Raw genomic sequence first — 13,258 nt, forward strand, 5'->3', positions numbered from 1 at the left:
CTCGCCCGAACGAACGATAGAGGGCACGAATTTGGAACCCAATTGAATGCGTTCCAGGCCAGCACTGCAGAGTAGCGTCACCCGCGCAGCGCGGCGCTATGGGCGGTCAGGCCGACGTTTCGCTTTGGGCTCCTAGCCTCGGCTCCAGCGGAATCACTCGGGAAAAGCTCACTCGCAGATGCCGCAGGAGTCCAAGCTTCTGCAGGACTACTCCTACCCCCAGTTGCACCCCGCTTGATTGGGTGTGGCTGATATCCATGCTCGGCGCCCGACAGTCGGCCGGCGCTCCGCTGGGCGACGACCATTCTGTTTTTCATGGCATTTCTCCTGTTTTCGCAGTCCACGCCGAGAATCCGACCCTGACGTCAATCGAATGGCGCCCGCGAGAATGACCAACGTTCCGCATCCGAAACCTTCACGTGTTACACACTGATTAACGCGTGATACATACAATGTAACCTTAGATCGCGTGTCGGGTCAATCAAAAGTTGTACTGGGTGTAACCTTTGGGACATGGATGAGATAGTGGGCGACGGCCATCCGGGTTCGAATCAGATGGACGACGTCAAGATCGGCGCCCGGTTGCGTGCCGCCCGCAAGGGCAGCGGCCTGACCCTGGAGCAGCTGGCACAGACGACTAACCTGAGCAGGGCGTTCCTCAGCCGCGTTGAGAACGATACGGCGCTTCCCCGGCTACCGACGCTGATAGCTATTTGCGAAGCCCTCGCCCTTCCTGTCGGTTCTCTCTTCACGGCAGCAGAAGAGAGTCTCGTCCGCGCCGATGACGCCCTCCCCCTCGTTCCGGTCGCCGGTGATGAAGTCGTCGAGAGGCTGCTCACGCCGAGCAGTGAGGCCAATGTTCAACTGATCCGGGCCCGTTACCCGCCAGGCGGTGGTTCCGGCGAAGACCTGCATGAACTCGATGCCGAAGTCGAGATCGCCCATATCCAGCGGGGACGTCTCATCATCAGCTTCGCCACTGGCGATGTGGAGTTGAAGGAAGGTGACACGCTCACCTTCCGCGCCCGGGAACCGCATGGTTGGCGGAATCCCGACCCGCAAACGACGGCAGATGTTCTGTGGGTCATCGCTCCCGCACCGTGGGGACTTCGACGTCGAGCGGCCGCATCAGAGGCCACACATTACGAAATGACCTCTACCCACGGGGTCTGATGTCCCGAGGGTCAAATCAACTAGAGGGCAACACGACCGCCTTAATGCAGTCGGAGGAACCCAAAGCCTCAAGCGCGTGGCCATACTCCCCCAGTCCAAAACGGTGGGTAATCAGCCGGCTGAGGCCTTCCGGCAGGTGCTCTAGATACGAAACGGCGCGGCCAATGTTGAGCGCCTGAGCATAGGACCCCATAATCGTCAGTTCGCGCTTGAATACTTCATAGGGACTGACGACAAGACGGTCAGCCTCTCCCGCCACTCCATAGACCAGGATCGTGCCTCCTATCGAAGCAAGGTCGATAGCCGACTCCAGCATCGAAACCGCGCCGGTGGCGTCAATGACCACGTCGAAACCCTTTGGTGCGATTCCCCCGAGTGCTGTGTTGATGGCCCCGGGGGTCCGGTCGACCGCGACGATGCGATCTGCCCCCAATTCTTTCGCTATTCCCAGCTTGAAAGGGCTTGAGCCGGCGACTGTAACCTCGGAAGCGCCGTTCCGGCGCGCCATGACGGACAGCAGTTGCCCAGCTGTCCCGGTACCGAGAACCAGCACCCGAGCTCCTGCAGGTATGGACAGCCTGTCCATTGCGTGGATGACGCACGCAAGCGGTTCGGCCAGAACCGCTGCATCCAGGTCAAGAGCGCCAATGGAGTAGCACTTGATGGCGGGCACGACGAGTCGTTCAGCTGCCCCGCCAGGCAGTGACACGCCCAAGGCACGTATATCGCTGCAATGGAGGAATCGACCGGCTTTGCATGCAGTGCAGATGCCGCAGTACACGCCATCTTCCACGGCGACGCGGTCCCCCACCGAGAATCCAGATTCTTCCGTTATCTCAATGACTTCCCCAACAATCTCGTGGCCAGGTGTTCGGGGATACCGTGCGCCAAAGTGCCCGTTATGCAGATGAAGATCAGTCCCACAAACCCCGACACGCAACACCGCCAGCCGGACCTCGCCCGGTTCGAGACTGCGGTCAGGGAGGTTATCGAGGGAATACGTCAGGGGCTCGGTGTAAAGGACAGCGCGCATGGGGACCTTTCAATGGGTGATCGCGGGGACGAGCGATGGTCTCGAAGGAGTGGTCGGCGAGACGTCATCCGCCGCAACAGAGCCTCCACTCCGGACTCCAGCCTTTCCAACAGCTCACTTGTATGCAACTCTTGTTAACCTGAGTGTGACACTAATGAGTTTGGTTCCTGCAGTCAATCAATGCACGCACTCAGTTCCCGCGTAAGTGCCAGCTCTCATCACGGATCGGTTGAAGCCAGGCGAAGTCGAGGAAGACGCGTCGTAGTAAACCAACTAAGGAAGAAGGAACAGTGCCAATTCTTGATGGCAAGGTAGTAATAATCACCGGTGCCAGTTCGGGTATCGGTCGTAGCACCGCGCGGCTGCTGGCCGAAAACGGCTCACAACTCGCCTTGGTCGGCCGCTCGGCCGAACGTCTCGAGAGGGTTCGGGCGGAACTGGGCGAAGACGTTCTCGTTGTCCCGGTGGATGTCTCCGAAACGGACGCGGGGGAAAAGATCGTCGCTGCCACCCTCGAGCGATTCGGGCGGATAGACACGGTCATCGCGAATGCGGGCGTTTTCCTTGAGGGAGACGTTGCCACCACCGACGTCGAGGAAATTCGACGGACCATCGATATCAACGTGTTCGCACCATTGGGACTCGTCCGGGCAGCGCTGCCCCACATGATCGAACGGGGCAGTGGAGACGTCATCATTACCAGTTCGATCTCCGGACACCACGCGATTCACTCCGAGCCTGTCTACTCAGCCTCGAAGCATGCCGCCCGGGCCTTCACGCACGCCCTGCGTCAGCAGATCAAGGGCAGCGGCGTACGTGTCGCTGAGGTAGCACCGGGAATGGTCCTGACCGAGCTTTGGGGATTTGAGGAGGGCGACCCGCGGGCGAAAGAACGACTCGATGCTTCCCGCGGGATCCTCCCCGAGGACGTAGCTGAATCGGTGGTATTCATGCTCACTCGTCCGAAGCACGTCACGATCCGGGACCTTGTCATCCTTCCATCTGCGCAGGACATCTGAGGGGGCTACACGCCAATCCCATAGTTGGTCCAAGAACCCTGTTTCCGGGCATTAACCCATGGCAGATCGAAGGGACGTGAAGCCCGGTTCCAACAAAGGGAACCGGGCTTCAAGGGACTGGGATCGCGCGCTGGAAATGGGTGGCGGGCTCGACGAGCTATCCCTATCCGGCCTGCCTTGAAGCTCCAGTCCCCAAAAACCTACGCCTGTCCAGAGACCCTGCCCGTTCGCGCAATCATCAAAGAAGGCTCAGCTCGATGAATACCACCCTCCCCATTCTTGCCGTTGATGCAGGACAGTCATCAATCCGCGCCAGGCTTCATCAGATGGCTGGGCCTGCATTTCAGATGGACTTTCCACCTCTCCTGACTGATCAACCGCTGATGCCGCAACTGGAGAGCGTCATCAGAGAGGTGCTCCTTCAGCGACCTGCCGCGAATGTCCGTGTGGCCGCCGGTTTGTCGGGGCTAACGCCTCTCAATGCCGATGCTGCCGGCGTCCTGGACGCCTCGCGCGACCGTGGAGTCACGGCCGTCTATCTAGTGCACGACTCCGTTTCGGGTTACCTGGGATGCCTCGGAGATCGGCGAGGTTCGGCGGTGGCGGCCGGAACCGGGGTCGTAACGCTGGCGACGGGAACAAGCAGTTACTCCCGCGTGGATGGCTGGGGCAACATCATGGGTGACGCAGGCAGTGGGTACTGGATCGGACGAGCCGGTCTTGAAGCTGCGATGCGGGCCCATGATCGCAGGGGTGTGCACACCGCGATTCTTGATCTTCTTCATGAAGATTTCCCAAATCTGGAGACCGCGTACATCGATATTCAATCGCATCCCGAACGCATAGCGTTTGTTGCCTCGTATGCCCGGAAAATCATTGACTTATCGCCGCACGATAAAGTCTCCGCCCACATCGTCGACCGCGCCACTGACGAACTCGCTTTGTCCGTCGGGGCCAGTCTTCGTAACACATGGTGGGACCCAGGCAGCTGCCCCTCAATCAGTTGGGCTGGAAGCATCCTGTCAAACCCCTTGATGTCAGGTCCCTTACACCTAAAACTCAAACAAGCGTGGCCCAATGCCGAAATCCTCCCCCCTCAAGGTGGACCACTGGACGGAGTGGCACGAATTCCCGACCTACCTGTAGATCACCCATTGCATCCCTTGCTTCACATCTCCACCGCGACTGCTCTGGAGCTCAAACCAGCCAAGGCTTAGCAGCTGGTCAGTCCGGCAGGAACAAAACACTTCCCCACCTTTATGCAAGGACCAAACGTTGCAAACACTAAACGGAGCCCGTCAGTCGTACGACTGGGGATCCAAGACCTCCATGTTCAGATTCCTCGGGAAAGAGCCCGATGGAGAATCCTTCGCAGAATTATGGTTTGGCGCCCATCCTTTGGCTCCTTCCACCATCGACACCGCGACCGGCGCCATAGGACTCGATAAAGCCATTTCCTTGGACCAAACAGCGCACCTCGGCGACAAGGTTGTGGACCACTTTGGCCGTCTTCCCTATCTGGTCAAACTGCTGGCACCATTGCGTCCGCTTTCCATACAAGTCCACCCGGATCCGGCCTTCGCCGCAGAGGGTTTCCAGCGTGAAAACTCCCTCGGCATTCCGACGTCACACCCTCAGCGCAGCTTTAAGGACAAACACCATAAGCCCGAAATGGTCTTTGCCATCACGTCTTTCGAAGGACTGGCCGGCTTCCGCCCTCTGAGGGAAGTTGCTTTGATCCTGGAGGCCTTGGGCAAACCCTCTAGTTTGGCCTATGAGGCGGCCTGTGCCGATCCAAAAGGATCCCTGCGAACGTGCCTTGAGCACATACTTGACCTGAACGCGGAGGAGATTGATCAGATAATCCACACGTGCAGGGAACTGGCCATCAGCTATCCTCACCCAATCATCAAAGCAGCATGTCAAACCGTTGATGAACTCAGCGCTCTCTACCCCGGTGACGTGGGAGCTGTGGTTTCCCTGTTGCTAAACCGTGTGAAACTGCTGCCAGGGCAGCTCCTCTATATCGCAGATGGTGAACCGCACGCCTACCTAGGAGGTTTCGGGTTAGAGGTCATGGCCAACTCCGACAATGTCCTGCGGCTCGGACTCACCAGTAAACACGTCGATGTCCCGTCCACGCTTAGAGCGCTTGACTTCACATCGTCGGGTTACAAAGTCGAAACCGCGCCCCCAGAAGCGGTGACGCACACGTTCAGACCACCGGTAGAGGAATTCGCTCTTTCAATCAGTTACCCACACCGGGCATTCAGCGATGAGGTTGAGTTGCCAGGAACTGGACCCCGTATCCTCGTCTGCCTTCAAGGTTCCCTCAATGTTTGGACGCAGGATCACACGGAAAAGCGACCGCTAGTGCAAGGCGGGGCCTCTTTCGTTGGAGCCCATGAAGGCCCTGTCTTTGTTTCGGGCCGAGGCGCGATAGCGGAGGTCTTTGTCCCCTAACACCCCAGCAATGCCGGCCTCAGACCAAGCTTTGCACAGCCGGTGCCCCCGAATGATCAGAGTGCCATTAAGTCTCCTATCTACCGCACCCTTGGAGGCTTTGGCTTTGGACCGGGGCACTAGCGAGGCGCAGAACACTCACTGCCGTTCTTTTCATGGCTCACATGCTGCGCCTTCATCACGCGTTAATTCCCGAACAGATGCTCCTTCTTGGAAGTCCAGTTCCCGGGCAGATTTGAAAGATCAAATTTTGTGAACATTCAAGGTCTCTTAGACGACCTCGTCATCGAGAACATTGCGGCTCCATCGGAAGGTGCCGTCGCAGATTACATCCCAGGTCTGGAAACAGTAGACCCAGAGCAGTTCGGCATCGCTGTTGCCATGAACTCGGGCGAGACCTTCAGCGCCGGCGATTCGTCGACCAGTTTCTCGATCCAGAGCATCTCAAAGGTCTTCACGCTGGCGTTGGCCATGGCGCTTGATGGTGATGAACTGTGGACGCGGGTCTCGCGGGAGCCATCGGGCACTCCGTTCAATTCGCTTGTCCAGCTCGAGCAGGAACACGGCATCCCCCGGAACCCGTTCATTAACTCAGGCGCATTGGTCGTGACCGATCGCCTTTTGAGCATCACCGGAGACAGTCAAGAGTGCCTTCAAACGTTCCTGCGGCGGCAGAGCTCCAACCCTCTGATTCAGGTCGATGAGGTGATCGCCGCGTCGGAACGTGCCACCGGCCACCGGAATGCATCACTGGCGTACTTTCTGACCAGCTACAACAACATGGTCAACCCTGTTCCTCAGGTACTCAATGCCTATTTCCGGCAGTGCGCCATCGCCATGAGCTGCGAGGATCTGGCGAGGGCTGGCAGCTTTCTCTCACGTGGCGGGCGTGGGGTGGACGGAGCTGTGCTGACCGGGGACCAGGTTCGGCGGCTGAACGCCGTGATGTTGACCTGCGGGACCTACGACGCCGCCGGTGATTTCGCCTACCGGGTGGGGTTGCCCTGCAAGAGCGGCGTCGGTGGCGGGATACTCGCCGTTGTCCCAGGCACCTGCACTATAGCCGTCTGGGGACCACGCCTCGGAAGGACGGGGAACTCCTCAGCAGGGGTAACGGCCTTGGCTGCGCTGACCGCCCGGACGGGATGGTCGATCTTTTGAAAGCGTGCGATGCCGCGAGCTGGAACTCAGAGGCAATCTTCCACGACCCGCTAGCCAACGAGACCGCCCAGCAGCCGCGCCGCACCAACCGAAGAGAATCAGCGAGTGAGCAGAATCCCGACTTAGAACCGCAAAAAACTAACAAGGGTCAACCCAGCAACCGACGTCAGCGGGCACGCCGTGAGGCAATAGAAGCGGTTAGCCGCGACCTTGCCATCCTAGAAGCGCTGAGTGCGCGCAACAGGTCCGGCCGCGCGAAGTAACGGCCGCTTCTCGACCTCACATCAGCCGGGGTGTGCTGCTCTACTGTGGCCAGTAAAGCTGCAACGGATTTCGAAGTTACGTCTTTGTGGGAATTCAGTGTCGACGCAATTTCCCGTGGCAGAGGCATGACTGCAGTTCAACGTCTAGGAACCCATTCCCAAATGAGCCGCCCCCTTCAGACGACGCTGACTCCCTGAGGCTGTCATGTGAAGCGCAAGCCTGAACGCTCCTGAGTGCACCGCAGAGACTCACAACTACGGTGGCCTAGACACTACGACCGTGCGTCCCACTTCCTTAGAACTGGGACAGTCTCAGTGGGACACTCCCCCACCCACCCGAATCCGCGGAATCCCGCGAATGTCCGTCCCGTATGCAGTCCCAAAAGTTCTCCAGCAAGGTCCCTGTTACGGTGAAAACTTTCGGTACGGTTCAGATATGGAGATCGGGTAGGCGAGTTAGTTTGCAATGAGACGTGTCCACGTTGCTGCGTGTTTTTAGCTCCATCCGGCAACCACGTCCACCCGTGGACCGCCTTCTGGTCCTGTTGTCTCGGGAGGCCGACGGTCGTGGTCCGACGGCTCATCCGCGTCCCGTAGGCAGCCTGAAGATATCGATTTCAACTTGTGCTCTCGTTCGACCCACGCGGATCCTAGTTGGGAAGCCAGCCCTTTCTCAACTAGATCCGTCGGCTCCCCAGCTAAACTCCGGGCATGACACTCACAGAATTCCTGCCGTTTGCACCGGTCGTCCTGACCGGGTTGTTTGCCTTTGTTGGCACCTGGGCCGGCAGCAGGTTTTCCCACACCAACGAGCACGCCCAATGGCTGCGCAACGAGAAGATGGCCGCTTGCTCGGACTTTCTGATGGCGGTTGAACGCATCGTGGAGACGGAACTGAAAAGCGGGAATCCCCGAAAGATTAAGGAAGGGATACAGGCCTCCCGCGATCTCAGCCATGCCCGGATCGTTCTCGTCTGCCCGGTCGGAGTCGCCGAATCAGCCATGAAAGTTCGAGAGGACCTCGTAGACCTTGCGACCTTGATTGGCGCCCAACCACCAGGCCCCCAGGATCCTCGATGGTTCGCCGAGATCCAAGCTGCAGAACAGAAGGCTCACTACGCGAAAATGAAGTTCATCCTCGAAACGAGCAAGGACATGAGAAGCGGGTTGTTTCAAAGTCTTCTCTTCCGTCCTTTGCGCGGCGTCATGCTCCCACTTCTCCGGCGACAGATACGCCGCATGAGCCAGGAGACTGCCTGACGGTAAGCACGTACCGCCAGACAGTCTTCAGGCAAAGACGTGCCTGGTGACGACCTTGCCGGGCAGGGTCGTCACCAGGCCGCTCTCAGGCTGCTTGGCTATAACGGGAAGCTACGAACCGGCCAAAGATGTCGACCAGATCGTCGCCAGCACTTTCGGCCCTGAGGGTGACCACGCGGATGGTCTCACGGCCTCGGCGCAAACCCTGTTGGGTCTTGAGGCGGTCCTTCGGGGTCTTGATGACTTTTCCGCCGGCCACGACAGCCTGTTCGGCCTGGGCGTAGGAGAGGACCGTGGTCTCGTAGAAACGCCCAGCATGCATCAACAGGTTGTTCCTGACCCAATTGGCGGGCATGAGGAGCAAAGGCTTGCCGTCGATGAGAGGCAGAGTCACCGTTTTCTGTGCCCACACCCTGTTGGTCGGGTCCCAGACTTGCCTCTGGAAGTCTTTGACCTTGTGCGACGCGGCGGTGAACTCAGGAAACTGCTGAAGCATGTCGGCGGTGAAGTCGGCCAAGGCGCCAAAGCCGATCCGAGTCGTTATGTCGGAGGTGATGTCATAGCCGACGCCTTCCACGAACAGTGGCAACTCCTCCAATCGCTTGAGGACTCCGACTCGCAGAAGCGCGTCGAGGTCCGTGCACATGGCGTCCCAGATCCATCCACCGACGTCATCAGCTCCACCGTGACCGGCAAAGCCTTCCTCAGCCATGCCGAGGCGGTTTTCCCAGGGTTCTTCAAAGTGCTTCAGCAGATCCTCGGCGTGATCCCGCGCAACTGCGTTGGAGGACATGGCGCCGCGGCTGATCGTGTCGAAAAATGTGTCAAAACAGTGAAGTGCGTCCTGGGCGTAAGGCAGTGGTCCGGCCGCCAACCGAATGGCATGGGCGTCCAGTACCTTCCGGTTGTCGCAGTCGACGTCAAGGTCAGCAAAAGGAACAGGACGATTGATCTGGTAATGCTCAGTGATTGAAGTCCCCATTGATGGGCACTCCTTCCCCTCAGCGCGGGCGCTGAGTATCCACACGATGAGTTCCGAAGCCCCGTCGCATTCGAATGCGACAAACTGGGCCAATCTCGTGTAGAGTCGTTAGAGCAGTCCGGCAAGACTTACTCTTCGACCCTGCCCGGGATCGACGCTCATGGGAGCGTTTTTCGGGTGGGGTATTCGTGTTTAATAACCCACTCTCTTAAGACTACACGACCATTTAGTCCCGAATGCAGCTCTGCGGGCATCAGAGGCCCCTGGAAGGCTTCAGGGGGTCCGCGCGGTGGTTACCGCGCGGAACGTGCAAAACGCGCCCAGAAGGCCACACGGGCCCGTTTAAGCCAAGGAAGGCGAATAACAACCCTGTAATTCAGCGGTTTTTGGGGCGCCCGGACTCGTCGGGTGCGCCTCCGCGAAAGGATCAAATTGAACAGCAAACCCCCGCAAATCATCCCAAAGAAATATTTCGTAATATTTGCTAAATTCCGCTGCTCTTCGCCCTGATTCCTGATAGAAGTACAGCCCCGCGCCGATTTGGGGCCTCTCGTGAAGCTCTGTCACATTAAGAGGCAACTCATTGACGGGGGAACCAATGGTCGGAAGCCGGCAGGGGTGCCTGACCGAGACCAGCGATCACACACTGACTGTTCCCCTGGTGCTTGGGTGCCTTCATGCTGTCGTGTGCATGACAACGCAATGGGAGGGCTGGCTTCCGTGTCGCCCGCGAGCCCAGTCGGAACGAGCAGCCTGGCCAGCCCCATCCCATTACGCAAGGATTCGAGAGATTCCCCGCTAGGCTCTAACCACTGGGCAAAGCCCAGGGTGCCGTTAAAGAACAATGGACCCGATAGCCGTCGGGTCCTTGTTCAGCGCGGTGCGCTTATTGGTGCGGTTAGAGGGCGTAGACCTCAACATCACACCTTGAGTCTATGACCCCACGCACGTAGGGCGCAACGCAGTTTGCTCCCCGCTATCGTGCGGGCCGCACCCTGTTCCTTCGGGAGGAGGTGCCGGCATGACTTCCAAACGGAAACGCGAGGAGCCATGGGGCGTCTGGAACCTGGTGGTCAACATCATCCGACTAGTCGTTGATGTAGGCCGCTTGTTCTGGCACAACATCCCCTAAACGGGAGCGGAGGACACCAGCTCTGGCTGGTGTCCTCCGTCTGACTTAGTTCATTCGCCAAGCACGGACAAGCTTGGTCGCGCGCCGGCTGGCAGGTTCATGCAAGAGGACCAGAAGCAAGACGCAAATCCAGGGGTGGGAGACGTCGGTAGCTGAGAACAGGGAAACGAGATCCATCAGGGATCCTTTCAGTCGGAGAAATCCACCACGGCACGGGTTGCCACGGCTTCCTCGCACCATCGCCCAAAACGCCGATCCCATGTGGGACATTCGCGATTTATAAGGGTTGATACGACCCCTATGCGCCAATATCTACGACGGGCCCACTTCTGACGGCACTCTGTCGTACCAGCAACCAATCGGCAGGCCCTAGTACGGCTTATCCACGAAACCCAGCCCGCGCTTGCTGGTGCCTGTACAGGGTCGCCCGACTCCATCCGACGAGCTGGGCGGCTTCATTGGCCGTACGGCCCTTCGCTCTTTCTTGTTTAACGATTTCCAATTTCCCGGCGATCACTGCTGGATCTACAACGGGACGTCCGAACCTGGTTCCGCTGGACCGGGCCGCTGCTATGCCGGCATTCACCCGTTCGGTAATGAGTTCGCGTTCGTACTCCGCCAACGTCGCCAGCATGTTCAGCATCAGCCGGCCGGCGGTGGTCGCAGGGTCGATGCCGTCTGAAATCGACCGGAGTTCCACTCCCCTGCCCCGCAGCAAGGTAACCGTGTTCAGCACGTCGATCAGTGAGCGACCCAAGCGGTCCACACGCCACACCACAACGATGTCCCCACTCTCGGCATAATCGAGCAACTTCTTCATCCCGGGCCGCTCAGCTGCAACCCTGCTCCCCGATGTCACATCAGAAAAGACGTCACGCTTCTGCACGCCCACGGAAAGGAGCGAGTCCAACTGCAGCTTCGCCTCCTGGGCTGCCGTACTGACTCTGGTGTAGCCAAGTAACCTCATTCCCACATTTTGCCTCGAAAACTCCCTCAGGCCCGGCATCTAAGACATTTCACAGTGAGACGAGTTAGCAAGACATCGAAACCAGCTAGAACCCAAGCCGAAAGCTGACACCTCTCCGACGCCGGCCCGTGTCTCATTAACCTTTACCTTGTTGAGACACTCTGGTAACCATCTATCGAGGACGGGAACCTGGCGGCGGATACAAGGCCTGGCCTCTTGGTGTTCGGTTCTTCCTGCCGCTCAGTTCATGGAGAACGTTTCGGCCGGTTTATGTATCTCGTTGTGTTCACGTCTGATGGCGGGATACCTGTGCTGTCCATGTACTGGGCAGCAAAACTCCACGCCGCTCTGAGCTCGTGCTCGGGGCCTCCAGCCTCTATGACTGACCGATAGTAGCGAGCCTGCTCCTCCAGAACCACGTACTCCGCCCGGTCCTCTTGAGAGAGAGTTCTACGAACAAGGGTCAGCCCGGAGTTCCTATGCCACCCGATCTCTACGTACCCCTTGAGTGTCAAGCCATTCACCGCTCGCCGCAGGCTGCTGCTCACCGTACCGTGCTTCCGCAGGACCGACTCCCACCAATCCGGCCATTCAGCAAAGTTCTCCGGTTCCGGGCGGAGGCCCCAGTCCAAGGGAGGACCTACCTCAAGGAGTTCCCATTGCTGGGGCATGCCGACCAGTTCTGCGGCCAGGTGATAGTAGTCAGGACGATACTTACTTGTCGCAGCTTCCAGAGCAGCAAGGAACCCACGCTGCTGTTTACTCAGTCCCTTGGACATTCGATAAGTGTTGCACCGAAGTCGTGCCTGGCCCTAAATGCTGATGACAACGCAGGAGCCACCCAGCAAAATTAGAGAACGGAAGGTGGAAGCCTTCGGGGTTCCAAAGGAAAACCCGGCCTGCCAGGGCCGGGTTTTTCCGAGGAACCTGGTCACTCGGCGGGGCCGTATGAGCAGCATTCCTTGATGTTTGAACGCTTCAAGAATAGCTCATCAGCCCATTTTCCTTAACCCTCTTGGTCAGGGAAAAAGGCAGCCCGCCTCCCTTCGAAAAGAGAGGAGAGAGAAATGGGAAAGCGCAAGCAGAACCAAACCTGGGGCATCATCAACTGCGTCATCGGGCTGTCACGTTTGATCGTGGAACTCGCCAAATGGCTGTGGTGACTCTTGAAGGACAACCCTGACACCAACAACCTCCAGCCGGCCGCCGTGCATACTCAGTGTGCACGGCGGCTTTCGTTTACGGTCCTGCCTAGGGGTCCTTTAGCCTTCGGGCGGGCGAGGACACAACTCGCTGTGATCCCGCCACGCCTGTGTGCCGTCGCTGTACTCCACGGACCACTCACCGGTGCCCGGACGGGCACCGGTGCGCTGGCTATTATCTGGCCGGGCTAGTAACCCAGGACATCCTGGTTCTTCCGGCTAGGCTTGAAACACCAGGCAAAAGCCTGGGGTTCCGTTAAAGAACAATGGACCCGACTGGCATCGGGTCCTTGTTCTGAGCGGTACGCTCATTGGTGCGGTAAGAGGGTCATAGCCTCCAACTTCACACTCTGAGTCTATGGCCCTACGCACATAGGGCGCAACGTTGTTGTGCCCTATGTGCGTGCCGTGCCCTGTCCTCCGGGAGGAGGTGCCGGCATGGAATCCAAACGGAAACGTGAAGAACCATGGGGCGCTTGGAATCTGGCGGTCAACATCATCCGACTAGTCGTTGATGTAGCCCGCCTGTTCTGGCACAACATCCCCTAAACGGGAGCGGAGACCGTCCAACCTATGTTGGGCGGCCTCCGTCGACTTAATAGG

10 protein-coding genes are annotated in these 13,258 nt (G+C 58.6%); 6 read left to right on the top strand and 4 right to left on the bottom strand.

What is annotated here, in order from left to right; all coding sequences use genetic code 11:
* The first annotated feature begins 513 nt into the window (after positions 1-513).
* Positions 514-1,173, top strand: a complete 660-nt coding sequence (locus ACFRJ9_RS21555) for a helix-turn-helix domain-containing protein (RefSeq protein ID WP_377672321.1) — start codon at positions 514-516, stop codon at positions 1,171-1,173.
* A gap of 16 nt (positions 1,174-1,189) precedes the next feature.
* Here ACFRJ9_RS21555 and ACFRJ9_RS21560 read toward each other — a convergent pair whose 3' ends face one another.
* Positions 1,190-2,206 (bottom strand): alcohol dehydrogenase catalytic domain-containing protein, encoded by a 1,017-nt coding sequence (locus ACFRJ9_RS21560; RefSeq protein ID WP_377672323.1) that lies wholly within the window; start codon positions 2,204-2,206, stop codon positions 1,190-1,192.
* Positions 2,207-2,496: 290 nt separating this feature from the next.
* Here ACFRJ9_RS21560 and ACFRJ9_RS21565 point away from each other — a divergent pair, with 290 nt between their 5' ends.
* From ACFRJ9_RS21565 to ACFRJ9_RS21585, 5 genes are all read left to right on the top strand, one after another.
* A complete protein-coding gene (locus tag ACFRJ9_RS21565; RefSeq protein ID WP_377672326.1) occupies positions 2,497-3,225 on the top strand; it encodes an SDR family oxidoreductase in 729 nt (242 codons plus the stop codon).
* Between the two features lie 257 nt (positions 3,226-3,482).
* Entirely contained in the window at positions 3,483-4,442 is a 960-nt protein-coding gene (locus tag ACFRJ9_RS21570) for an N-acetylglucosamine kinase (protein WP_377672328.1), read from the top strand.
* 58 nt (positions 4,443-4,500) lie between these two features.
* Positions 4,501-5,688 (top strand): mannose-6-phosphate isomerase, class I, encoded by a 1,188-nt coding sequence (manA, locus tag ACFRJ9_RS21575; protein ID WP_377672330.1) that lies wholly within the window; start codon positions 4,501-4,503, stop codon positions 5,686-5,688.
* Between the two features lie 210 nt (positions 5,689-5,898).
* On the top strand, positions 5,899-6,849 hold the full coding sequence (locus tag ACFRJ9_RS21580; protein WP_377672332.1) for a glutaminase: 951 nt from the start codon (positions 5,899-5,901) through the stop codon (positions 6,847-6,849).
* 974 nt (positions 6,850-7,823) lie between these two features.
* On the top strand, positions 7,824-8,372 hold the full coding sequence (locus tag ACFRJ9_RS21585) for a hypothetical protein (protein ID WP_377672334.1): 549 nt from the start codon (positions 7,824-7,826) through the stop codon (positions 8,370-8,372).
* An 85-nt stretch (positions 8,373-8,457) separates the two neighbouring features.
* Here the strand turns inward: ACFRJ9_RS21585 and ACFRJ9_RS21590 are convergent, their stop codons facing one another.
* The 3 genes from ACFRJ9_RS21590 to ACFRJ9_RS21600 form a co-directional block, all read right to left on the bottom strand.
* On the bottom strand, positions 8,458-9,354 hold the full coding sequence (locus ACFRJ9_RS21590; protein ID WP_377672337.1) for a hypothetical protein: 897 nt from the start codon (positions 9,352-9,354) through the stop codon (positions 8,458-8,460).
* 1,511 nt (positions 9,355-10,865) lie between these two features.
* Complete coding sequence (locus ACFRJ9_RS21595; RefSeq protein WP_377672339.1) at positions 10,866-11,453, bottom strand: recombinase family protein; 588 nt, start codon at positions 11,451-11,453, stop codon at positions 10,866-10,868.
* Between the two features lie 245 nt (positions 11,454-11,698).
* On the bottom strand, positions 11,699-12,232 hold the full coding sequence (locus ACFRJ9_RS21600; RefSeq protein ID WP_377672341.1) for a hypothetical protein: 534 nt from the start codon (positions 12,230-12,232) through the stop codon (positions 11,699-11,701).
* Positions 12,233-13,258: the final 1,026 nt, after the last annotated feature.

The organism is Paenarthrobacter sp. NPDC056912, assembly GCF_042786555.1.
Taxonomy (GTDB): Bacteria; Actinomycetota; Actinomycetes; order Actinomycetales; family Micrococcaceae; genus Arthrobacter.

Bases quoted from the DNA above. Each gene is read 5' to 3' on its own strand.
- ACFRJ9_RS21600 (WP_377672341.1), bottom strand. From the start codon at position 12,232: ATGTCCAAGGGACTGAGTAAACAGCAGCGTGGGTTCCTTGCTGCTCTG.
- ACFRJ9_RS21560 (WP_377672323.1), bottom strand. From the start codon at position 2,206: ATGCGCGCTGTCCTTTACACCGAGCCCCTGACGTATTCCCTCGATAAC.
- ACFRJ9_RS21595 (WP_377672339.1), bottom strand. From the start codon at position 11,453: ATGAGGTTACTTGGCTACACCAGAGTCAGTACGGCAGCCCAGGAGGCG.
- ACFRJ9_RS21590 (WP_377672337.1), bottom strand. From the start codon at position 9,354: ATGGGGACTTCAATCACTGAGCATTACCAGATCAATCGTCCTGTTCCT.
- ACFRJ9_RS21570 (WP_377672328.1), top strand. From the start codon at position 3,483: ATGAATACCACCCTCCCCATTCTTGCCGTTGATGCAGGACAGTCATCA.
- ACFRJ9_RS21555 (WP_377672321.1), top strand. From the start codon at position 514: ATGGATGAGATAGTGGGCGACGGCCATCCGGGTTCGAATCAGATGGAC.
- ACFRJ9_RS21585 (WP_377672334.1), top strand. From the start codon at position 7,824: ATGACACTCACAGAATTCCTGCCGTTTGCACCGGTCGTCCTGACCGGG.